Origin of the sequence: Ligilactobacillus pabuli, assembly GCF_022836475.1 — a bacterium.
Classification (GTDB): Bacteria; Bacillota; Bacilli; order Lactobacillales; family Lactobacillaceae; genus Ligilactobacillus; species Ligilactobacillus pabuli.
In genome coordinates this window covers 20,746-43,699 of sequence record NZ_BQXH01000015.1, presented here as the reverse complement: position 1 = coordinate 43,699, position 22,954 = coordinate 20,746, and the positions used below count along the sequence as shown (strand labels likewise).

Sequence of the window (22,954 nt, the reverse complement as noted above, 5' to 3'; positions counted from 1 at the left end):
GCATTCTCCGTAATAATTTTAGTTTTCTGCTTTAGCTTCGTCATCTTCTGCAGCGAAGTGTTGTCCTTCGTCTGTTTCAGATGCATCTGGGAAAATGACAACTGTGTCATCATTATCAAGATCTTCTTCTTGATTATTTACCACAGCATCATCTACTACATCATTTGATTCTACTTCCTCAAACGGTTCCTTGTCAAGCTCTTCTTCATGACGTAAAGCGTCTTGAATTTCTTCATAACTGCTTGTTTCACCCTGCTTTAAAATATCGTCCCATTCAGAGCCACGGACAACTTCTAACTGAGATTCCATCATGACTTGAAGCTTTTGGCGGAAGATCCGTGCTTGCTTACGCAAACCATCTGTTTCTAATGCCAACTGTGTTGCTTTATGGGAAGCCTGATCAATAATGTGCCGTGCCTTTTCATTGGCCTGATCAATGGCATCTTGCCCTTCTTTTTGGGCTTCACGCTGAATAATATCAGCTTCTCTAGTTGAATTTGCCTTAACTTTATCCGCTGCTTCTTGCGCAACAATGATCGATTGATTCAAAGAATCTTTCAAATCATTAAAGTACTTCAGCTTTTCATTACTTTGTTCTAAGCTAGAATTCAGTCTTTCATTTTCTTGCAGGGTCATTTCATAATCTTTAATAATTTGATCTAGAAAATCATTAACTTCATCCTGATCATAGCCGCGCAATTTAACTTTAAATTCTTTATTGTGAATATCCAACGGGGTCAATGTCATTGACCAACACCTCCTATTGATTTTACCATACTACTTTCTTAAAACTGCTGCACTAATTTTTAGCTTACCTTTTTTAGAAACACCATTTTGTTCATTTAATCGAATCCGTCCATATCCACGGACAGATAAAATATCAAAATCAGCTAATTCATAGTCTGGCTTTTCTAAAGTCATCCAATTTAACTGAATCTTGTGTGCATGAAATAAATCCTTGGCATGCTTACGAGATACATTATAAAAATGTGAAATTAAGACATCAGCACGCAAGGAAGAAACCGTTTCTTCAACTTCTTCCCACTCGCTGATTTGCTCAACCGTTTGACTTAAAGGCTGTTCTTCCAGTCGAACTTTCACTCGTGAAATTCGGTCAATTTCTCCCGTCAAAAATGAAGCAATCGGGGCCTCTACAAAAAATTGCCACCGTTGTGCATCAGTAATGATATCGCCTAAAACTTCCCGTTGCACCCCACTATTAACCAGAGTTCCTAAAATACTGCCGTGGTGCAAGACCGCAAACTTATGGGGATAACTAACTTCCATTAACGTTATCTGAAAATCAGCAATTTCTGGCTCATAATATTCAGGATAAAACAACGCTCTTTGTCGTTCAGCCCCAGGAACTCCGCCATTAGCACTTAATTTCACTTCGTCTTGCATATTAACAAGCGTTCGTGCAATGTATAATTCACGCGGATTTAAAAAATGGGACAAAATTGGTCGATACTCACTCGCTGCTTGATTGATCATGTCGTTTAAACTGTCGATCAATGGTGCTTCTTCAGCACGAAAATGCTGATAAATTGATTTTTTCACAGTTTTCAAAACTACAATCCTCCAAGACCTAACATTGCCAACAAATAAATCAGCCCGCTTTGGACAAATTCCAAGACAATAATTGCGATTAATGGTGCAAAACTAATTCCAAAAAAAGGTGGGACAAAATCAAATAAACTTAAATATGGCCGGCAAACTTTAGCCAAGATTTCTCCCAGCTTAGTTTCGTATGCACCTGGAAACCATGACATTAACACAAAAATCACGATCAATAAGGTATAGACTTGAAACAAGCCATTTATAATCATCAATAACAACCCAAAATCTCCTTAAAAATCAGTCTGACGCACATTATTATCATGAATGTCGCCTTCAACCGTAAATTCACGCGGTGTGCAAAGAAAGATCTTGTCACCAACCCGTGAAATCTCGCCGTCAATTGCAAAAATCACTCCCGATAAAAAGTCCACGACCCGATGCGCTTGCTGATCATCCATTTTTTGAAAATTAATCACTGCTGCTTCGCCTGATAAAAGTCGTGAAGCAATTGCTTTAACATCAGAAAAAATACTAGGTTCAAACAACATAATTTTTTTATTAATGACTTCTTCACCTTTGCTTGAACGCAATGACATCACTCGTGAAGACCGTTGTATGCGCGGTTCTTCTTCCGACACACGCGAGTCCTGATAGCTTTCGTCGGCGACTGGTTCTTCATAATCACCAAACCAGCTGTTTATTTTATCTGTCAGTGACATTTGTTACCCTCCTTCGTTTCAAAGGCAACCTCTCTTAACGGCGACGGTGACGCAAGAATGGTGGCAAGTTTAAGCCTTCATCTTCATCATTATCCTGATTGTTGTCGCTATTGCTTTCAGCTGAAGCTGAGCCAAAGACATTAAAATCTTTCTTTTCAATGTTCTTAAATTCATTTTCACGTGAATCTTGCGCAGCTTGACGGTCACCATTAATTTCTCGGTTTAAATCCCAGTCGCCTAATGGATCACGTCTGACTGCCGCTTGATCTCCGTTGTCTGGAGCAGCAGGACGTTCTTCGCGACTCACACGCCGTTGTTCTTTTTTAGCTTTCTTTTTATCGATCCCTGTGGCGATCACAGTTACGATCACACTATCATCGAGGTTTTCATTAATAGATGTCCCAAAGATAATGTTTACGTCACTAGTTGCAGCCTGAGCCACAATATCAGAAGCAGCTTGGGCTTCAAACAAGCTCAAGTCTGGTCCACCAGTAATATTCAATAGGACTTGTTCAGCACCATCGATTGAAACTTCAAGTAATGGTGAAGAAATCGCTTTTTTAGTTGCATCTTCTGTCCTGTTTTCGCCGTTAGCTGAACCAATTCCCATCAAGGCTGAACCTTGGTCTTGCATCACAGTTTTAACATCGGCAAAATCCAAGTTCACATAACCAGGTGAAGTAATCAAATCAGAAATTCCTTGCACACCCTGACGCAAGACATTATCTGCTTCTTGGAATGCTTCCAACATTGGTGTCTTTTTGTCAACAATTTCTAACAAACGATTATTGGCAATAATAACTAAGGTGTCAACATGTTCCTTCATCTTAGCAACGCCTTCAGCGGCAAATCTAGCACGCTTAGGACCTTCAAAAGTAAATGGACGAGTAACAACCCCAACTGTCAATGCACCTTGTTCTTTGGCGATTTTAGCAATAATTGGGGCTGCACCTGTTCCGGTACCGCCACCCATTCCGGCAGTCACAAAGACCATGTCTGCTCCACTCAAACTTTCAGCAATTGATTCTTCACTTTCTTGACCGGCTTTACTCCCAACATCAGGATTAGCACCAGCACCTAGACCTTTAGTTAGTTTCGGCCCAAGTTGAATTTTTGTTTCAGCTTTTGAATTTTGTAATGCCTGAACATCCGTGTTGGCAACGATAAATTCGACTCCTTTGACGTCGTCTTCGATCATCCGGTTGATTGCATTACCACCAGCACCGCCGACACCAATTACTTTGATTGTAGCGCCAGTATTATTTTCGCTTGCATCTAATGAAAACTCCATTATAATTCCTCCTATTAAAGTCGTTTAGTCAAAGAAGTTGTCAAACATATGCTTGAACTTATAACCGAATCCACCCTCATTGTTGGAATCTTGCTTTTCTTTTGGCTGACCAGCGTGATTATTCTTCTTTTGTTTTTTTGTTGGTTTTTGCTCAGCTTGCATTCCCCGGTTTGATTGCGTAGCAGCAACCTGCCGGCTTGCTTTAACAGAGCCTAAAGTTTGTTTAACGATCATTTCAATTTCACTGCGTTTGGTTGCGTATTCGACTAACCCAATGACCTGTGTAAATGAAGGGATCCGTAAGTTAATTTCTTGTGGAATAAAGACCTTGACTTGAACCTGAAAAATTTCTTCAGCCAATTCAGCAATTCCTGGTAAAGCAGCCATTCCGCCAGTTAAAACAACACCGCCCGGCAACTGAAAAGCGTTAATTTGGTCCAAAGCTCCGGCTAATTTGTCAAAAATTTGCCGTAAACGTGCTTCAATAATCTCCGATAAATATTCTTCAGTGACTTTTTCTGGTTCCTGGCGTCCGACAACTTGAACCGGGAACGAATCTTCATCAGAAGCTAACGCAGACATCGCGTACCCGTAGTTTCTCTTAAGCATTTCAGCATTTTCGATTGAAGTATTCAATACTACCGAAATGTCTCGTGTGACAAAGTCGCCGCCTTCTTGGTCTAAATAAGTATATTTCAACTTATGGTCGTGGACCACTGCAGCAGTTGTTTTACCGCCGCCTAAATCAACGACGATTGCACCAAAGTCTTGTTCCCCATCATTTAACGCAACTTGCGATAAGGCAATTGGTGCCACAACAATATCTGCCACATTTAGGCCAGCACGTTCAACACATTTTTTTGTGTTATGTAAAATTGTTTTGGGCCCGGTATACATAACGCCTTGCATTTCCATTCTGACCCCAACCATGCCACGTGGGTCCTGGATGCCATCAAATCCATCGACGATGAATTCATCCGGAACAATGTCGATCACGGTCCGTTCTGGTGGTAAGTTTTGGACTAATGCCGCCTGAGTGACTTTACGGACGTCGCTCTCGTTAATCTCTTTAGCACTACCATCTTCCTCGCTGACAGCAATCATCCCATGACATTGTTCAATTTGAAGCATATTTGCGGGAATCCCAACAGTTACATCAGAAATATCAATGTTTGCACGTTGCTCTGCTTGTTTAACTGCGTCCTTGATTGATAAGACCACTTGGTCAATATCAACAATAACGCCACGATTTAGGCCAACTGAGCCCGTATTTCCATATCCGATAATGTTGAGCTGATTTTTTACATACTCTGCGATGATGACTTTGATAGAAGTCGTACCAATGTCTAAACCGACGAATATATCAGAATTATTCATTTTTCAGCCCCCTAGTTATTTTTAATGTTTTAGATTACAAAAAGGTTAATAAAAGAATTTTACCATAGAAACCGCTATGATTACCATGATTGTGCTAACAAATCAATAATTTTTTTATTTTTTATGATATGGATACGAGTACGCACCGACTTCAATGTCGACTACTCCGGGACGATCCATATTAGCAGCAATATTTGAATAATACTTCATTTTTCGGTCAAATGTAGTTGCCTTAGCAATCACTTGATTGCCATCATTCATATACAGCTTAATTTTTTCCGGATCCACTCGACTGGGGATCGCATGAATTTCTGAAATACCTTGCTTGATCTCAGGCGGTAAACTCGTATATTTCTGGGCTACAGTTTTCAAGACCTGTGTAGACTTAAAGTTATTGAAAACTGGATATTTACCAGTGATTCCAGAGAGTTTTTGTACAGCAACAGCCCCATTCGCAGTTACACGGTAGTAGTTACCGTCTTTTTTTAAATAACCCACCATCGGGTACTGACGCACATTAACTGTCACATGACTCCCTTTATATAATACGTGAACCGCCTGTACTGAAGGTACTTTTTGCTTAACCTGCTCTTTGATTGCCTCAGTTTTAGGCCAAACCACAAACAAAGATTCATAGTAATTTAAGCCTGTCGCAGATAAAATTTCATCCTTACTTTCATCGTAAGTACTGTTGATTTTAACCGAAGTGACCCGACTAATTGGTAAAATAAAATACAAGGTTACCATAGCAATTGTCGTAAAAACAGTCAAGAGCACTTTTTCATGCTTCTTTAGGCGTTGAGTCCGTTTCTTTTTAAGTTTGGGCAAGTTTTTATCATAAGTTGGACGCAACACTGTTTTCTTCTGTTCAGACTCTAATCGTTGCTTGCGCCGTTGCTGTTCTTGCTCCCAAGGTGTTAATGGAGCAGAAGAACGCTGTGGTCGTTTCTTGTGCCATTTAAATGCCACGTTGATTCTGCCCCCTTCCTAAGTCCATGATTATTTGATATAACAAGGTGCAGAGCCCTAGCTTATTTTTGACTAATACTTTCTAAAACGTCTAATAATTTATCAGCTGCATCTGGAACACCGGCTTGTTTAGCATTGTGTGCCATTTGCTGACATAAATCTTCATCTGACATTAATTCATTTGCCGTTTCAAACAGACGCTCGGCAGTCAAGTCCTGTTCCTTGATCAACTTAGCTGCATGCTGATCCACCAGACTCATTGCATTTTTAGTCTGGTGGTCGTTAGTAACATACGGACTTGGAATCAAAATACTAGGGATCCCTAGTGCAGTAATTTCTGCTAAACTAGTTGCTCCTGCTCGCCCAACGATTGCTGATATTTCAGGCAAAATTTGCGGCATATCAGGAATATATGGTTGAATAAAGAAATTAGCCGGTAGGTTTTTAGCCGCTGGTTGTTGCATTAGTTTATCATAATGCACTCGTCCGGTCACAAATAAGACCTGGTAAGGACTATCTCGAAACATTTGCGCAGTTGCTATCGCCGTTTGATTGATTTTTTCTGCACCGCGAGAACCACCAAAGATCAACAATGTCGGTTGGTCCGCTTTTAACCCATAGTTCTGCAAAGTATTATTCGGCTTGATCCCCGCCACTTGCTGAGCCCGTGGATTACCAGTAAAGACCACTTTTTCAGCAGGAAAATCAGCTTTCACATCGGGAAAACAAATCCCAATTTTATTAACATAGCGACTCAAAAACTTATTTGTGACACCTGATACACTGTTTTGTTCATGAATCAACGTTGGAATTTTTAGCTTAGCCGCTGCATATACCACTGCACCGCAGACATATCCGCCAGTTCCAACAACAACGTCTGGCTTAAATTCACGAATAATTTTTTTAGAATCACGCACACTCTTTAAAAATAAGTAGACAGTCTTGACGTTTTCTAAACTTAAAGACCGCCGGAAGCCCTGAATTTCTACGGTTTTAAACGGAATACCCGCATCCGGAACAATTTTACTTTCAAGGCCCTTTTTTGTACCAACGTACAAAATTTCTGCAGCTGGATCTTTTTGCTGCAATGCTTCGATCAGTGCGAGTGCTGGGTAGATGTGACCACCCGTCCCGCCACCAGAAATTAATAACCTCATCAATTATTCCTCCGTTTTTTTCATCAATTTATCGACTGCTTCAATAAACTTATCACCACGGACCTCAAAAGTTGGCCACTGGTCCCAGCTAGCACAGGCTGGTGACAATAAGATCACATCACCGGGCTGACTTAAAGCAAAGGCTTGCGGTACAGCAGTCGCAGCATCTTGGGAAAATTCGATTTGCTTGATCCCTGCTCGCTGGCCCAAATCAGCCAGCTGTTTAGCGGTCTGACCAAAAACAATCAACGCTGAAACATGCTGTTTTAAACTTGGTAGCAGTTTTTCAAAGGATAAGCCTCGGTCTAATCCACCAGCCAACAATACCACTGGCTTTTTAAATCCTTCCAGGGCTTTTTCCGTAGCTTCTAAGTTTGTTGCCTTTGAATCATTGTAGAAGCTTCGACCTTGGTAAGTCGTTAAAAATTGGGTCCGGTGCTTAACACCAGAGAAGGTCTTCAAGACCTCAACGATATGATGATTGTCTTGTCCGAGTATTTTTGCCACGACAATGGCAGCCAAGGCATTTTCAATATTATGTTCCCCTGGGAGTTTGATCTCACTGGCAGCCATAATTCGTTCCTTTTGATAATACAAGTCGCCATCGCGCAGGTAAGCGCCTGTTTCAATCGCATCTTGCGCCGAAAACGGAACTAATTGTGCCTGCGAAACTGCGCTGGCTTGGCGAACCTCAGCATTATCCCAGTTAACGACAAAAAAGTCCGCAGCCGTTTGATTTTGAGTAATTTTCAATTTAGCTTGCACATATTTTTCATGAGTCCCATGAAAATCTGTGTGTGCTTCATATAAGTTAGTCAAAACTGCAATATGCGGGTGCAGCTGAGTAATTCCATTCAGCTGGAAACTCGATAGTTCAGTCACGATCACATCATCGGCCTGCGCTTTTTGAGCAACCATAGAAACCGACGTTCCAATATTTCCCGCCGTGTAAACATGGTTAAAATGAGTTTTTGCCAACATCAATGAAATCAATGTTGTGGTTGTCGTTTTACCATTAGTTCCTGTGACTCCGATCATTGGTGCTTCGGAAACTTCATAAGCTAACTCAGGTTCCGTGATCACACTGATCTGACGAGCAAGAGCTTCTTTCACTAAAGGATTATCGTACGGAATTCCGGGATTTTTCACCATTAAATTACAATTGTCTAGTAATTCTAGCGGGTGACTTCCTGTTACAACTTGAATGCCCATCTCTGTTAATTCATCCACCAATTTGTGATCAGACGGAACTTTCTTATCATTAACTGTGACATTTGCTGCCAATTTATGCAGTAGTTTAGCAGCATTGACTCCACTTTTCCCCAAACCTAAAACTAAAATGTTTTTATTCTGATAATCCGTAATCTTTTTCATTTCTCAAACTCCCTTGTTTCGTTTATTTATAGCAAATTTCCGTGCCTCATCGCTAATAAACGAACAACACTTAACTTTCTTTTATAAAATAACCCATAATGATACTACCGCCATGACCAAACCAATGGTCCAAAAGACGATGTCGATCTTCCATTCACTCCAACCACTCAATTCAAAGTGGTGGTGTAATGGACTCATTTTGAAAATTCGTTTTCCTGTCGTTTTAAACGAGATAACTTGTAAAATCACACTAGCTGTTTCAACCACAAAGATCAGACCGATAAACAGTAATGACAATTCATGGTGCAATAAAATTGAAACTGCCGCTAACGCACCACCCAAGGCCAACGACCCCATGTCACCCATAAAGATCTTCGCTGGTTTTTTGTTAAACAAGAAGAAACCAACCAACGCTCCGACCACTGCCAAACAAAAGATCAGTACATCGTATTGTGCTTGGACATAAGCAATAATGCCGTAAGCACCAAAAGCAATTGTAGCTTGACCAGCTACCAACCCATCGATGCCATCTGTTAGATTAACTGCATTAGAAAATCCAATCAGCCAGAATAACACAAACAATGCATAGATCCAGGCAACATTCAGTTGAAAGCCCAGCACATTTAAACTAAATGGCAGTTTTTCATGCTGATAAACAACCAGGAAGATGACCCCGCCAACGATTTGTCCGAGCAGCTTTTGCCAGGCCTTCAAGCCCTCATTTTGCTTTTTAAAAAGCTTAATTGAATCATCAAAGAAGCCCAAAAAACCATACAAAGCTAAGATAAAGTCTAAGATCAACACCTGTGGTCCTAAATCTTGCATGATCAGCGGTACGATCACTGCGGTCAAGACAATAGCAAGGTCAAAAACCATTCCGCCCATCGTTGGGGTCCCAGATTTCTTTTCATGCCACTTAGGTCCTTCTTCACGGATCATCTGTCCTACATTTTTTTGATGGGCATAGTTAATAAATAGCGGTGTAAAAATGATTGTTAACACCAAACTAAAAATTGCCGTTCCTATCATCGGTAAAAAATTCATCAGAGCAACTCCTTTTAAATTTTCTCAATTATTAGTGACTCTTTAACACTACTTCTAACGGCATATTTCCCTTAAGGTTTGTGCCTGGTTCAATACTTTGCTGGATGACATAACCAAAGCCATGTACCTTGATCTTTAAGTTCAGCAATTGACTAAGTTTGACCACATCAGCTTGTGACCAGCCATTCACATTCGGCATAGTAGCTGGCCCATTAGTTAACAGGATCACGCGATCACCTTTGATCAATTTTGCGCCCGCTTCTTGCGACTGTTTCTTAACTGTCGCACCAGAACCAACCACTTCAACTTTCAAACCTGCTTTTTGCAAAGCTGCTACTGCACTATTTGTAGATTGGCCTTCCATATCCTTAACAGTCTGCGTAGCCACTTGTGCATCATTTGCATCATCGTCTAGTGTCCGTTGCAGCAAAGGATTAAAGATCGTCGCCATCATCTTAGTAGCAGTTCCTTCACTGCCGAAAGTTTTAGGCCGTTCCACGGTCACATATAAAACATATTTAGGATCATTGGCAGGTGCGATCCCAGCGACAGAGAAAGTATAATTAGTATCGCCAGTCATGTAACCTCCACCATTTTCATTGGCAATTTGAGCCGTCCCAGTCTTAACTGCGACTGGATAATTTTTCAACTGATAATCTTGACCAGTACCATTTTCGTCAGTGACAACTTGTTCCATTAAACGCAGAACTTGTTGACTAGTTGTCTTGGTAACTGGATGGCCCACAGTAGTTGTTTTAGAGCGATAAATTGTTTTGCCTGTATTTGGATCTTTAACATGGTCGATCAGGCGTGGTTTGATCATCTGTCCACCGTTTGCAATAGCTGACAGGGCCTGCATCATTTGAAAGGCTGTGACATCAATACTTTGACCATAGGAAGTATTAGCTTGGTCAAGCCGATATTTATACGCGATCGACCCCTGAGACTCATCGCCTAAACCAGCATTAGTACTCTTTAAAAAGCCAAACTTCTTGAGGTACTTTTTCCAAAGGGCTGCTCCCATTTGTTGTTCCAAATGGGCCATTCCGACGTTAGACGAACGAACAAAGGCTTGTTGATAGTTAATTGTTCCCCAGCCGGCTTTATCCCAGTCATAGACTCTTTGATCATCAATTTGATAGCTACCAGAATGATAGGTCGCGTTCTCATTAAAGTTTCCGCTATTAATAGCTGCTGCCGTAGTGAAGACCTTCATCGTAGATCCTGGTTCATAAGAATCAACTAACAGTTTGTTACGCCAAATGTCATTGATACCTTCACGCGTTTGTGGATTAAACGTTGGCCGCTGTGTCGCAGCTAGGATTTCGCCAGACTTAGCATTCATTAACATCACGCGGATTCCTGCCGGATGATAACGGTCTTGGGCCTGTGTAGTTAAGCTCTCAAGATAATTTTGCAGTCGCTGGTCAAGTGTTGTATAGACATCGTCACCATTCACAACTTTACGTGATTTCTTATTTGTTCCAGGAATATCCGTTCCTTGACTGTCAAACGACGATTTTTTAATTCCATCTTCACCACGTAATTCTTTATCAAATTGTTTTTCTAATCCCATTACCCCAACTAAGCGGCCTTCCGTATTTTCAGCTAGGCCAACCAGGTGGGACGCAAACAAGCCATTGGGATATAAGCGCGATTGCGAGGGAATAAATTTGATCCCAGAAATTTTGGCTTGATCGATCGTTTTTTTAGTTTCTAACGAAATATTCTTACCTGCATTTCCCAGTTCGACTTGATACAGTTCTTTGTTTTGCGGGTTCAAAGCTGTCCAGACTTTTTGATAACTCATATTCAAATTTTTACTCAACAAAGAGGCAGCTTTTCTTTTTTGACTGTCTGGTAGGTAATCGATTTTGCCATTGTAAGTTGCCTTTTTGGATAAAACAATATACACCGAATAAGTGGTCGTATCTTCAGCAATTGGCTGGTAATTAGAATCATAGATCGTGCCGCGCTTGGCGGGTTGTCTAGTTTCTGCATCGTATAATTTGGCAACTTTCGCTTGTAAGTTTTTGCCGTCGGCTCGGTGAGTCACTGAGATATAAAAAAAGCGCCCAGTGAAAACGATAAAAATGGCAATGACCACAAAGAAAATGAGTCTTCCAAAGTACTTGCGGTTATATTTTACGCCTTTTTTATTCACCGATCGCTCTTGTTTATTATTCATTTTGAAACATTCCTTGTATTTTGTTCTTTCATTGATAAACCAGCTTTCTTAGCAAATGCATCCAGGCGCGAGCGGCTAGTTAATTCGCCAACTTCTTGTTTGGTATTCGCATTCTTTGATTGGATCGCGGTAATGCTGGTATTCACCTTTTGCAATTCAACCTGCGCCGAATTAAGATTAATAGTTGACGCAATCACAAAACAAGCCAGCACACTGATCCAAGCAGCAATTAATACTACCATAATTTTTTCGGTTTTTAAATAAGTTGCCTGCTTAGACTGTCGCTCAGCTTTTTCCCTTGTCTTATGTACTTCCGGTGAAGCAGGCTCTGTAAAAATTTGTCTTGCTGTACTTTGTGCCATGTGATCACATCCTTAAATTATTTTTTAAATTTTTTCAATGACGCGCAGCTTAGCGGAATGTGCGCGGTGATTTCTTTCAATTTCTGCTGCAGTTGGTATCAACGGCTTTCTTGTCACTAATTTAAAATCGGGTTGCATTTCTGTTGGAATCACTGGTAAACCTGGGGGCAATTCCGGTAAACTTGATTTTTCTTTAAATAAAGTTTTGACCAAGCGATCTTCTAAAGATTGGAAAGTAATCACGCTGATTCGGCCACCCGGTAATAATAGGTCTAATGCCTGTTCCAAAGATTCTTCCAACGCACCCAATTCATCATTAACAGCGATTCGTAACGCCTGGAAAGTTTTTTTAGCTGGGTGCCCGCCATGACGTCGATCTTTAGCTGGGATCCCTTGCTTAATTAATTCAACCAACTGCTCAGTTGTTTTGATTGGCTGTTCTTGCCGACTTTTTTCGATTTTTCTAGCAATTGATTTGGCATGCTTTTCTTCACCATAGCGAAAGAAAATGCGCACCAAATCTTGATAGGACCATTCATTAACAATTTTTTCAGCCGTTAATTCCTGCTGCTGATTCATTCGCATGTCCAATGGAGCATCTGCACGATAACTAAAACCACGTGATGCTACATCAAATTGTGGAGAAGAAACCCCTAAATCATAAACGATTCCATCAACACCACTAATGTTTCGTTCTGCCAATGCTGACTTGATCTCACGAAAGTTATTCTGAATTAAGGTTAACTGTCCATTGGCCAAGAACTTAGCTAAATTTTGTTGGTTATACTTGATTGCTGTTTCATCCTGGTCAAATGAAAACAATTTTCCCGTTGCATCAAGTTCCCCTAAAATTTTCCGGCTATGTCCCCCGCCACCAAGGGTACAGTCAACATAGATCCCATTTTGTTTAATATTTAATTTTTCAACTGCTTCATTTAACAGGACTGTTTCATGTTTAAATTCTGCCATATTAACTCCTCAACCTAAAAATCTCTCTGACTTTTATTTTTCCCTAATTTATTTACAAACCAAAATCAATCATATTTTCAGCAATCTCATCGAAATTCTCTTCTGCTTCATCTGAGAAATCTTGCCAACGTTCTTCTGACCAAATTTCAAAACGGTTAGAAACACCCACGATCACACATTTTTTCTCAACACCAGCATGAGCTAACAGTGACTGGGGTAAGTTGATCCGCCCCTGTTTATCAAACTCAGTCTCGGTCGCTGCAGAATAAAAGAACCGTACAAAGGCCCGGGCATCCTTCTTAGTTAAAGGAAGTTGTTGTAATTTTTGTTCTAGAAGTTGCCATTCGTCCATCGGGTAGCCAAATAAACATCCGTCCAAGCCTCGAGTTAGCACACATTTTCCTGCTAGTTCTTCTCTAAACTTGGCTGGGATGATCAAACGACCTTTTGTGTCGATCGAATGTCGATATTCTCCCATGAACATTGGCTACACCTCCCGAATGACCTGTTAATTTAAATATTACCACATCTCCCCACTTTTAACCACTATCTGGCCCCCAAAAACCACTAAAAAACCCACGCGGTATCAGCAAATTGTATATCCAAACTAACGTTCCCATTTTTAAGTCAGAACACAAAAAAACTGACCCGCACTTTTCAGCCATGCGAATCAGTTCAACTATCATATTTTTTTAAATATACCTACATTATTACGGTACCCGCTAGAAAAATCATAAATGCAGCGAGTGTAACAATGTCTGCGACTCGTACATACCTAACAAAAAAAGCGCGGTAGATAATGTCTCCTTCTAATAAGGCATACATCAAGGTCATTGCGATCCCAAATAACGCTAGTGCAAAAATTAAAAACGGCAAAATCGACAACCCCATTAAAGTTTGAGATAGAAAATGAAGTCCCACAATCAATAATGGTAAGTTTAGATCCAGCACCTTTAGTCGCGCTGGCCAACGTTCAGCCATGATTTTTTTAGCAGCAAATAAAATCATATTCCAAATTAGCACCAGTGCTAACCAAAAATACCAGTTGTTAACCATTTTCAAAACTTCCTTTCTACATCGGGTAAATTATTTCTTCGAACAAGAGTCATAAACGAGCTCTTTGCAAATTAACCTAACTCTATTATAATAGTAATGATTGACATTAACTCATTTAAAAATGTAAGATAGATAAAAAAGTTAAAGGATGGTTTCACTTGCAAAAGAAGAAAAAACGCTCAACCTTTCAAAAAATAACCTTAGTTGTTGTTTGGCTCATGATCATTTTCACCCTTGGTGCGGTGATTTTAGGATCAATTGGCCCTTTCATCGGTTAAAAATAATTTTAGCGAACAAGACCTGACAACTGGTCTTGTTTTTTATTGCAAATATTTAGCGAAAAAACTGGCTGTTTTCTGATTATATTGGTTTGGGTAATTTTTTTGTGAATCAGCATGTTTAGTATTAGCAGTCACCCACAATTGTTTTTTGCCCTGAGTCGCTGCATAATTTTTATAAACCATCTCAGTTGGCACAAAAGTATCTTTTTGGCCATGAATAAAGAACGTTGGCAAATGATTTTTCTGCAATGCTTTAACTGAATTGCCTTGTCTAAAATTATAACCTACTCGGAACTGAGCAACCAATAAGCTGGCTGAAATCAACGGTTCTTTGGGCATATCGAACTGTTGCTTTAACTGGTATGCTAATTCATTTGCAACACTATCATACCCACAATCCTCAATGATTGCTTTAACCTGTGCCGGCAACTTTAAACCGCTCATCATCATGACCGTCGCGCCACCCATGCTCACGCCAAACAAACCAATTTTTGAATCTGAACCATTCTTTGCGATGACCTGTTTGACCCACCCCAGATAGTCTCGACTATCGGGATAACCAAAAGTAGTATAGCGGCCCGAACTTTGTCCACTGCCGCGATCATCAGGCGCTAATACATTATAACCTTGACGATGAAACATCCGGATATAAGAAGCCATCTCATAATGAGTCCCTTGATAGCCGTGAGCAACTACGATCGTTTTTTTCGTCGACTTTGCTGCCGGATAATAGAAACCAACTAATTTTTGTTTAGTCTTATCAGCCCGCAGTGACCACTTTTGTGTTGATGACTTCTGGTGCTTCAGCCACTCCTGGTCTAAGTGTTTTTGTCCAGTTGCTGGACTGGCAGAATGGTGTGAGTTGTCAAAAGCATAAGTCACTAAATAATTGCCAGCATATCCTAACCCTCCGACTATTGCTAGGACAATAACCGTTAATAGTGAAAATAAAATCTTCTTCTTTTTCGACATAAAATATAAGCTCTCATTTCTAAAATTTTAACCTCAAAATCGCTAAATCAAACCAATTTTTTATAATATTGGTGAAAGTAAGCGTGAAAAATACTGTTTAAATTTCAGCCACCTTGACTGTTGTTCAAAATACTCTGGTGTTAATTGTGTACAGTGTTCAATATCTTGGTCATAGATATCTGTCAATTGCATGGTTAACTGCCGGTCATAACAAAAGGCATTGACTTCAAAGTTCAGTTTAAAGCTCCGGAAATCAAGATTGGCTGAACCCACCGAACACATCTGACCATCAACTGCCATAGTTTTAGCATGCATAAATCCGTTGTTATAGCGGTAGATCTCCACGCCTTTTTCTAGTAATTCCTTAGCATGGTACTCTGTGGCACGATAGACAAAAGCGTGGTCTGGCATTGAAGGAATCATAATTCGGACCTTCACTCCGGACAAGGCTGCTACCCCGAGTGCTTCCATCACAGAATCATCTGGAATCAAGTAAGGCGTTTGAATATCAATATAATCATGTGCATTTCCAATTAGTTTCAAGTAACCTAACTTAATTGCTTCAGTTTCATTATCTGGTCCGGAAGAAACAATCTGAATTCCAGTCGAGCCCTGCCCCCGTTGTAAAGGAAAATAACGGTCGTCATACTCAATCGGTTTTGATTCAGGCACATTTTTAACTGTAGCATTCCAGTCCATAAAAAATTGCGACTGTAAAGCAACTGCCGCATTCCCAATGATCCGCAAATGAGTATCGCGCCAATAGCCGAATTTCTCTAGCCGGCCTAAATACTGGTCACCGATATTAAATCCGCCAATATAACCAATCAAGCCATCGACTACCACAATTTTTCTATGGTCTCGATAATTTAGTCGCGGACTATGGTAATAAGCCCGTTTAGACCCAAAGAAAGGCTCAGCCTGACCACCCAACTCTTCCAGGTGCTTGAAGAAGTGTCTGGATTGTCCACGTGAGCCCATGCTGTCATAAATAACCCGCACAGTAACTCCCCGTTGCTGTGCTCGTTCTAGAGCAGCCAAGATCTGGTGACCAATTTTATCACTATAAAAAGTATAATACTCAACATGAATGTGATCTTTCGCATGTTCAATGTCTTCTAATAGCTGGGTAAACTTTTGATGACCATCGGTAAAAACCTGGACTTGGTTATTATTCGTAAAAATTGCTTGGTCCGCTTCTAAAAACAGCCGGGAGGTTTGTTGGGCTTCATTTGTCAGCAAATCATATGGTAACAGTTCTTTTTCATGCCATTGTTCTTTTTGCAGGTTTACTAATTGATCGATTCCTAATTTTTCCTGAGCCTTAATATCAAAGATCCGCTCCTTAGAAATCTTTTTGCCCGCAAACAAGTAGATCAAAAAACCGATCCCCGGTAACAGGTTTAGCACTAATAACCACGCCCATGTCGCAGCGATATCCCGCTTTTCTTTAAAAACAGTTACTATTGCTAAGAGGGTATTAATAAAGAAAATAACTGAGACCACACTATAAATCAAATCCACAAAAGTCACCATCCACATCCAAATTAGATACAAAAAGATTATAGCAAAGATAGGCTATAAAGTATACAAATATCAGATATACCAACTTTTTGCTCTGTTAAAGGCCAATAAAAAAAGACCATTTCTGGCCCTTTTAAGTTAAAATTTATTCTTATTTATCTTTCTTAAACCAGGCACCGATCCGTTGAAAGAATCCTGGTTGTTTGTCTTCTTTCAGTGACATCAACGGGACTGTTTCACCTTCAACTCGACGAGCAATATCGCGATATCCCTGCGCTGCTGGATTTTTTTCATAAAGAACGATTGGTTCACCTTTATTAGAGGTTGCGATCACTTGGTCTTCATCAAAAACAATTCCAAGCAGTTCAATCGATAAATGTCTAGTAATTTCGTCAACATCCATCATATTACCAGCATTCATCATATTCTTACGGATCCGATTGATCACTAACATTGGCGGCTTATCCAAATCTTGTTGTTCCAATAAACCAACTACACGGTCAGCATCACGCACGGCAGAAATTTCAGGAGTTGAAACGACGATTGCCTCATCTGCAGCCGTAACTGCGTTCATAAAGCCTTGTTCGATTCCCGCAGGACAATCAAGAAAAACATAATCAAATTCACTCTTCAGCTCATCCACAATTTCTGCGACCTGTTCAGGTTCAACCGACGTTTTATCAGCATTCTGAGCAGCCGGCAATAAGAAGAGCTTATCATTAAAACGTTTATCCTTGATTAAAGCTTGTGGCAATTTAGCCCGGCCTTCAACAACATCAACGATATCATAAATAATGCGATTATCCAGTCCAAGTACAACATCAAGGTTACGTAAGCCGATATCTAAATCAACTAAACACACTTTTTTATTCATTAAAGCAAGTGCAGTTCCTAGATTTGCCGTCGTCGTCGTCTTACCGACACCGCCTTTACCAGAAGTGATCACAACTGCTTTTCCCATCTTAAAATCCCCCTGCCTTTATGAAAAGTTTTGGTCTGATTGTTTTTAACTGCTCAATTTGTGTCACAGCTAAAGCATGCAGATCATTAACAAAAAGTGCACTTGTTTGATCAGCTTGTGCAATTTTTTGATCTTCGTTTACTATGTCTACTAAATCCGCAATTCTTAATTGTTGTGCCCCCTGCAAATTACCAGCGATAATGGCCCGGGTGTTATTCTCATGACCGGCACAGACAATTCCATTTACAGTTCCTAAAATGTAAATACTGCCCGTTGCTCGTAAAATTCCTCCCTGATGAACTGTTCCCAAAAACAACAGATCACCATGAATGAGTTTATCTTGTCCATTTCGAATGATATCGCCGTTAACATGAACAGTAGTACTATCAACAATTTCTTGTGCCTCTTTTTTCTCTAAAACGGCACTCTGAATTTTATGGATCGAAAAGCGCGGATAATCCGCAAAAATGTTTTCCAATTCTTGCTTTTGCTCAGCCGTGTAGAGGATCATACCAGTATTGAGATTGAAGGAATACTTCTTCGTCCGGTCTGAGGTTTCATCATTATGCAACTTCTCCATTAAAGTACTAAGTTCTGCTTTAATTTCACTGAAACTTGCAGTTGGCTCTATTAGTATCTCATACCCGTTTTTGTATCCTTTCAAAACAACTGCTTGCATTCTTCCACACATCCTTACTCAAATTTTTCGAAAAATACCTTTAATGGCCAAAATAAAATGACATACACTACTAAGTTAAACAATAAAGTTGGACCAAGTGTCCGACCAATAAAGTTCACGGCTGAAACAGACGTAAAGCCAATCAAGGCATTTGCCCAGTAAAACAAAGTTGTTAGTACGGTAATATCAATTAAGTATATTAATAATACCACAATAAATGACCGATTAAAAAATGTTAACACGTTTTGGGTCAGGTACACCATAAATGGTAACAACAGGGTAAAAATCCCTAGGATCCCCGTAAAGAACAAATCAAAAAATAGTCCTGCAGCTGCAGCCCACCAAATCAAATGATCAACAGTTCCATAACAGATCCCCATTACCAGCCACAGCAAAATCAACCTGCTTTCAACTGAAACGTTTGTGGTAAAAAAGAACGGCGCCAGGAGATGGCTCAACGAACCATCCAAAAAGAGAAACAAAAAGGTACCGATTGGAAAAAAATATCTCATTTTTGAAATTCTCATTTTGCAAAACTCCTAATCCACTCTTCTAGCTACTGTAACTACGTCTAAATCGTTAAAGTCAGCTGCGGGTTTAATATAGATTTTAGTTGGTAAGCCCTCGTCATTATTTGCGACACGAATTACTTGACCGACTAGTAGTCCTTGCGGTGTAATACCACCCATACCAGAAGTAATAATTTTGGCACCTTTCGCAATTTTTGCCTTAGAAGTTACCTGACCCATGATCAGCTGGTTGTTAGCTGTACTATAACCAGTGATCAAACCATTGATCACCGTGCCATCCTTGCTCGTGACCCGAACTGCAAACCGATTGGCTGAATCATTACCAGTAGACAATAGCTCTACTTTACTAGTAGTTTTATTCACTTCAGTGACTCGACCAGCTAACCCCTGGCGTGACATTACCGCATCATTTTTCTTCACACCAGCAACAGAACCTTTATTAATAATAATTTGATTCTGCCAAGATGAAGGTGTTCGGCTCAAAACGACCGCACTGATTTTTTGATAAGATGTCAGAGTCTCGTTTAATTTTAACTGTTGTTTTAAGTGTTCATTTTCTTCTTTAAGAGTTTGATTTTCCACTTTTTGTGTTGCAATCGAATCGACTTGTTTCTTGAGCTTCTTATTTTCAGTATAAGAGTTATATAGATCCTTGACTGAGTCTGTTGCATGCCCTAATCCATTCATTGGAACTCCAACTACCCGATCAACTATCCCACCAGCTTCATTCCCAATTTGTTGCACGAATGATGGTGCATTTTTATTATTTCTCACGCTGATTGATAGAGCGATTAATAAAAAGCCGACAATCAAAATAATCATTGTGACTACTAATCTCTTATTGAATGAGAACTTTTGCACACTTCAAACCTCCTCACATTATGATGCCGTGACCTAAACCAACTAGTTATTGCACTAAAGGTCCGTTCAGCTCCATGATCATAATTTTTTCGTATCAAACGCATAAAAAATTAAGAGGCTGGAGATAAAAAACTCCAACCCCCACATAATTTTTTAGTAATTAGTTCTTTTTCATTACATCAATGCTCTTCAAGGATTCCCCGGTCCCGATCGCAACACAATCAAGTGGTTCAGAAGCAACAAAAACTGGCACTTTAGTTGCATCGGAGATTACTTCAGGTAAATGCCGCAAGAGTGCACCACCACCAGTTAAAACGATTCCGTGGTCGATCACATCGGCAGCAATTTCAGGTGAAGTTTCTTCCAAAGTTTCTTTGATTGCTGTAATAATTTCTTGAATCACTTCTTGGATCGCAATCGCAACTGATTCTGCTTCGATCTCAATTGTCTTTGGTAAACCAGTTACCAAATCACGGCCGCGAATAGATTGCTTATCTAATTCCTTAGCAGCTTCAACAGATGCAGATGCAGTATCCATCTTCAACTGTTCAGCAGTCCGTTCACCAATTAACAAGTTGTAATTTTTTCGAACAAACGAAATGATTGCTTCGTCCAAACGGTCGCCAGCCATTCTAATTGAACGGCTAGAAACGATCCCGCCTAAAGAAATCGTTGCAACATCAGTAGTCCCACCACCAATATCAACGACCATGCTACCGGTTGGATCCATCACTGGCAAACCTGCGCCAATGGCAGCAGCGAATGGTTCTTCGATGACATAAGCATCTTTAGCACCCGCAACTCGAGTTGCATCAACGACTGCACGTTTTTCAACTTCAGTCACTCCGCTTGGGACACAAACCATGACATATGGCTTGCCGCCGCGTTTACCAAGAGCTTTATCAATATAATACTTCATCATCGAAGCAGTTGTATCATAATCAGCAATTACGCCATCTTTCATTGGTCGAATTGCAACAATACTTGCTGGAGTCCGTCCAATCATATCGCGGGCTTCAGAACCAACTGAAACGATTTCTCCTGATTTAGTATTTTTAGCAACAACTGAAGGTTCGCGTAAGACAATTCCCTTACCTTCAGCATAAACTATTGTATTTGCAGTACCGAGATCGATCCCGATATTTTTTGTTCCCATTCCGAACACTTTTTTTCATCCCTTCAATGTTGCCTATTAAGTTTTATTTTTCAGATAATACTAAAATTATAACACAAGCTATCAAATCAACTTTCGTTAATTTTTTTAAGAAATCACCAAATTAACGTTCCTCAGTTGGTGTTTCTTCATGCAAAATACTGACATCGCATGCTTGCGGACCTCTAATTCCTGTCACAGAAACATAGCTGACTCGCTGTCCTGCTTCTAAAACCTTATAGCCAGGTGTTAAAATCGCAGAAAAATGGACAAAAATATCTTCCTTGCCCTCATCTGGAATAATAAAACCAAAACCTTTATCTTTATTAAAAGAACGCACTTTACCTGTTAGCATTTTAAATTCCTTTCAAGACTTGTACTTGTGCAAGTTTACCACATTTTAAAGTCTTCTACAACACAACACCACTGGTTATCACCGGAAAAACGACACTAAACGATCATCCAAAAAACGCCTGCAAACAATTGTGTTTATCCACAAATTGTTTGCAAGCGTTAATTTAAACTACTTGACTTTTTTTAACAGTTAAGCAATAATTTCTTCTTCACGCATGCTTAAATATGAACTATCGCCAACAATAATATGATCCAGTAACGTAATACCTAACATCTCTCCGCAACTGACCAAACGCTTTGTTAAAGCTAAATCATTTTTAGACGGAGTCACATTGCCACTAGGATGATTATGAACCACCATAAAGCGTGCAGCGCTACACTTAACAGCCTCTCTAAAAATTTCACGCGGGTGAACTGTTGCTGAATTCAAGGTCCCTTTAAACAAATTTTTTTGCAGCATCACTTGATTTTTAGTATCTAAATAAATACCAACCAATAGTTCTTGTTTAGCTGCACCGTACATTTTAGTCATATACTCGCCAATTTTCCGGCTAGAGTACACCGTTCCTAAAGCCAAAGCCGGTCGCTTTTCATAGCGATTCGCAAATTCACCTAAAACTTCAAAGAACCAGGCTTTTTGTTCAGTTGGTAATAAGGCCCTGATTTCAGTATTGGTTAAATACTGCATTTGCTCCAGATCCTCATACTGATCAAAAAATTCTCCCGTAATTTTGCTGGCAGTTCTTTTAGGAAATGCACTGCAACAAACGCAAAATAACAATTCACGGTCAGTTAATGCTTGTGGTCCATAATGCTGAATCTGTTTCGTTAAGTAATCTAAGTCAAAAGAATTTATCAATGTCATTTTAACCCCTCCGATTACTATATACGAAAAAAAAGCCGAATTTAGTTTTTTTAAGCCAAACTTTTTTGTAAATCATGCAAAGTTTTAAAAATTCCCATCGTATTGGTTGTATCGTAAGCTGTCGGTAAAATTAGATCAGGGACCATCGCCACCGGCAATCCCGCTCGGTTGGCAGCCAAGATACCATTATGCGAATCCTCGATCACCAAAGTTTTATTTTTTTCGGGTTGCCCTGCTTTTTGCCAGGCCTGCATAAAAATCTCGGGTGACGGTTTAGCTTCAGTCACATCATCGGCAGAAACAATTAAATCAAAGCCCAAATCCATCTTGGTGGTTGTTAAATAAAAATCAATTTGGTGCCGGTCATTACTAGAGGCTAAGACATACGGGGTCTTTTGTGCACGTAAATGCTGCGTTAACTCTAAAAAGCCCGGTTTTAATTCCATCTTTCCTGCTGAAACCAAGGGGTTGATCAAATTATAACTACGTTGCATAAAGTTTTTGATCAATTCCTCATCACCAAAATCCTGAGCCATTTCGACCATCATTTGATCGTTGCCAGCACCAACAAACCGACGGTAGTATTCCAATGAATAGTCCATTCCTAGTTCATCAGCTGCTAGTTTATTGGCAGTGTAATAGACCTTTTCTGAATCAAAAACGACTCCATCCATATCAAAAATTACTAAATCAGGTTTCACATTCATT

Annotated in this window: 26 protein-coding genes; 1 reads left to right on the top strand and 25 read right to left on the bottom strand. The window is 39.9% G+C overall.

Annotation, left to right across the window (positions count from 1 at the left end; translation table 11 throughout):
• Positions 1-18: 18 nt before the first annotated feature.
• The 15 genes from LPAF129_RS08105 to LPAF129_RS08035 form a co-directional block, all read right to left on the bottom strand.
• Positions 19-747, bottom strand: a complete 729-nt coding sequence (locus LPAF129_RS08105; protein ID WP_244055858.1) for a DivIVA domain-containing protein — start codon at positions 745-747, stop codon at positions 19-21.
• Positions 748-777: 30 nt separating this feature from the next.
• Positions 778-1,560: a YlmH family RNA-binding protein gene (locus LPAF129_RS08100; RefSeq protein ID WP_244055927.1), complete on the bottom strand. Its 783-nt coding sequence runs from the start codon at positions 1,558-1,560 to the stop codon at positions 778-780.
• Positions 1,561-1,571: 11 nt separating this feature from the next.
• On the bottom strand, positions 1,572-1,838 hold the full coding sequence (locus LPAF129_RS08095; RefSeq protein ID WP_244055857.1) for a YggT family protein: 267 nt from the start codon (positions 1,836-1,838) through the stop codon (positions 1,572-1,574).
• A 12-nt stretch (positions 1,839-1,850) separates the two neighbouring features.
• The gene (locus tag LPAF129_RS08090; protein WP_244055854.1) at positions 1,851-2,279 is read right to left on the bottom strand and encodes a cell division protein SepF; all 429 of its coding nucleotides are present in this window, start codon (positions 2,277-2,279) and stop codon (positions 1,851-1,853) included.
• Positions 2,280-2,313: 34 nt separating this feature from the next.
• Positions 2,314-3,570, bottom strand: coding sequence for a cell division protein FtsZ (ftsZ, locus tag LPAF129_RS08085; RefSeq protein WP_244055853.1), 1,257 nt, complete (start codon positions 3,568-3,570; stop codon positions 2,314-2,316).
• A 24-nt stretch (positions 3,571-3,594) separates the two neighbouring features.
• Positions 3,595-4,947, bottom strand: coding sequence for a cell division protein FtsA (gene ftsA / locus LPAF129_RS08080; protein WP_244055852.1), 1,353 nt, complete (start codon positions 4,945-4,947; stop codon positions 3,595-3,597).
• 114 nt (positions 4,948-5,061) lie between these two features.
• Entirely contained in the window at positions 5,062-5,916 is an 855-nt protein-coding gene (locus LPAF129_RS08075) for a cell division protein FtsQ/DivIB (protein ID WP_244055851.1), read from the bottom strand.
• Positions 5,917-5,978: 62 nt separating this feature from the next.
• On the bottom strand, positions 5,979-7,073 hold the full coding sequence (murG, locus tag LPAF129_RS08070; protein ID WP_244055850.1) for an undecaprenyldiphospho-muramoylpentapeptide beta-N-acetylglucosaminyltransferase: 1,095 nt from the start codon (positions 7,071-7,073) through the stop codon (positions 5,979-5,981).
• A gap of 3 nt (positions 7,074-7,076) precedes the next feature.
• The gene (gene murD / locus LPAF129_RS08065; protein WP_244055849.1) at positions 7,077-8,447 is read right to left on the bottom strand and encodes a UDP-N-acetylmuramoyl-L-alanine--D-glutamate ligase; all 1,371 of its coding nucleotides are present in this window, start codon (positions 8,445-8,447) and stop codon (positions 7,077-7,079) included.
• An 81-nt stretch (positions 8,448-8,528) separates the two neighbouring features.
• Complete coding sequence (gene mraY / locus LPAF129_RS08060) at positions 8,529-9,491, bottom strand: phospho-N-acetylmuramoyl-pentapeptide-transferase (RefSeq protein ID WP_244055848.1); 963 nt, start codon at positions 9,489-9,491, stop codon at positions 8,529-8,531.
• 31 nt (positions 9,492-9,522) lie between these two features.
• Positions 9,523-11,679, bottom strand: a complete 2,157-nt coding sequence (locus LPAF129_RS08055) for a penicillin-binding transpeptidase domain-containing protein (RefSeq protein ID WP_244055847.1) — start codon at positions 11,677-11,679, stop codon at positions 9,523-9,525.
• Entirely contained in the window at positions 11,676-12,041 is a 366-nt protein-coding gene (gene ftsL, locus LPAF129_RS08050) for a cell division protein FtsL (protein ID WP_244055846.1), read from the bottom strand. The genes LPAF129_RS08055 and ftsL overlap by 4 nt, the downstream gene beginning before the upstream one ends.
• A gap of 24 nt (positions 12,042-12,065) precedes the next feature.
• Complete coding sequence (rsmH, locus tag LPAF129_RS08045) at positions 12,066-13,010, bottom strand: 16S rRNA (cytosine(1402)-N(4))-methyltransferase RsmH (protein ID WP_244055845.1); 945 nt, start codon at positions 13,008-13,010, stop codon at positions 12,066-12,068.
• 52 nt (positions 13,011-13,062) lie between these two features.
• Complete coding sequence (gene mraZ, locus LPAF129_RS08040; protein WP_244055844.1) at positions 13,063-13,494, bottom strand: division/cell wall cluster transcriptional repressor MraZ; 432 nt, start codon at positions 13,492-13,494, stop codon at positions 13,063-13,065.
• Between the two features lie 218 nt (positions 13,495-13,712).
• Positions 13,713-14,066: a DUF3397 family protein gene (locus tag LPAF129_RS08035; RefSeq protein WP_244055843.1), complete on the bottom strand. Its 354-nt coding sequence runs from the start codon at positions 14,064-14,066 to the stop codon at positions 13,713-13,715.
• A gap of 158 nt (positions 14,067-14,224) precedes the next feature.
• Here LPAF129_RS08035 and LPAF129_RS08030 point away from each other — a divergent pair, with 158 nt between their 5' ends.
• Positions 14,225-14,344 carry a DUF4044 domain-containing protein gene (locus LPAF129_RS08030; RefSeq protein WP_244055842.1) on the top strand — a complete coding sequence of 40 codons (120 nt, stop codon included), beginning with the start codon at positions 14,225-14,227 and terminating at the stop codon, positions 14,342-14,344.
• Positions 14,345-14,386: 42 nt separating this feature from the next.
• On the opposite strand, the gene LPAF129_RS08025 is transcribed toward LPAF129_RS08030, so the two are convergent.
• From LPAF129_RS08025 to LPAF129_RS07980, 10 genes are all read right to left on the bottom strand, one after another.
• Positions 14,387-15,319, bottom strand: coding sequence for an alpha/beta hydrolase (locus tag LPAF129_RS08025; RefSeq protein ID WP_244055841.1), 933 nt, complete (start codon positions 15,317-15,319; stop codon positions 14,387-14,389).
• Between the two features lie 60 nt (positions 15,320-15,379).
• Positions 15,380-16,855, bottom strand: coding sequence for a cardiolipin synthase (cls, locus tag LPAF129_RS08020; RefSeq protein WP_244055840.1), 1,476 nt, complete (start codon positions 16,853-16,855; stop codon positions 15,380-15,382).
• Positions 16,856-16,994: 139 nt separating this feature from the next.
• The gene (gene minD / locus LPAF129_RS08015; protein ID WP_244055839.1) at positions 16,995-17,804 is read right to left on the bottom strand and encodes a septum site-determining protein MinD; all 810 of its coding nucleotides are present in this window, start codon (positions 17,802-17,804) and stop codon (positions 16,995-16,997) included.
• Position 17,805: 1 nt separating this feature from the next.
• A complete protein-coding gene (locus LPAF129_RS08010) occupies positions 17,806-18,483 on the bottom strand; it encodes a septum site-determining protein MinC (protein WP_244055838.1) in 678 nt (225 codons plus the stop codon).
• Between the two features lie 14 nt (positions 18,484-18,497).
• Complete coding sequence (gene mreD, locus LPAF129_RS08005; RefSeq protein WP_244055837.1) at positions 18,498-19,010, bottom strand: rod shape-determining protein MreD; 513 nt, start codon at positions 19,008-19,010, stop codon at positions 18,498-18,500.
• 12 nt (positions 19,011-19,022) lie between these two features.
• On the bottom strand, positions 19,023-19,874 hold the full coding sequence (gene mreC / locus LPAF129_RS08000; protein ID WP_244055836.1) for a rod shape-determining protein MreC: 852 nt from the start codon (positions 19,872-19,874) through the stop codon (positions 19,023-19,025).
• 160 nt (positions 19,875-20,034) lie between these two features.
• Positions 20,035-21,039, bottom strand: a complete 1,005-nt coding sequence (locus tag LPAF129_RS07995) for a rod shape-determining protein (RefSeq protein ID WP_309296508.1) — start codon at positions 21,037-21,039, stop codon at positions 20,035-20,037.
• Between the two features lie 112 nt (positions 21,040-21,151).
• Entirely contained in the window at positions 21,152-21,382 is a 231-nt protein-coding gene (locus tag LPAF129_RS07990) for a cold-shock protein (protein WP_244055834.1), read from the bottom strand.
• A 189-nt stretch (positions 21,383-21,571) separates the two neighbouring features.
• The gene (locus LPAF129_RS07985; protein WP_244055833.1) at positions 21,572-22,246 is read right to left on the bottom strand and encodes a JAB domain-containing protein; all 675 of its coding nucleotides are present in this window, start codon (positions 22,244-22,246) and stop codon (positions 21,572-21,574) included.
• Between the two features lie 50 nt (positions 22,247-22,296).
• Positions 22,297-22,947: an HAD family hydrolase gene (locus tag LPAF129_RS07980; protein WP_373875041.1), complete on the bottom strand. Its 651-nt coding sequence runs from the start codon at positions 22,945-22,947 to the stop codon at positions 22,297-22,299.
• Between the last annotated feature and the right edge of the window lie 7 nt (positions 22,948-22,954).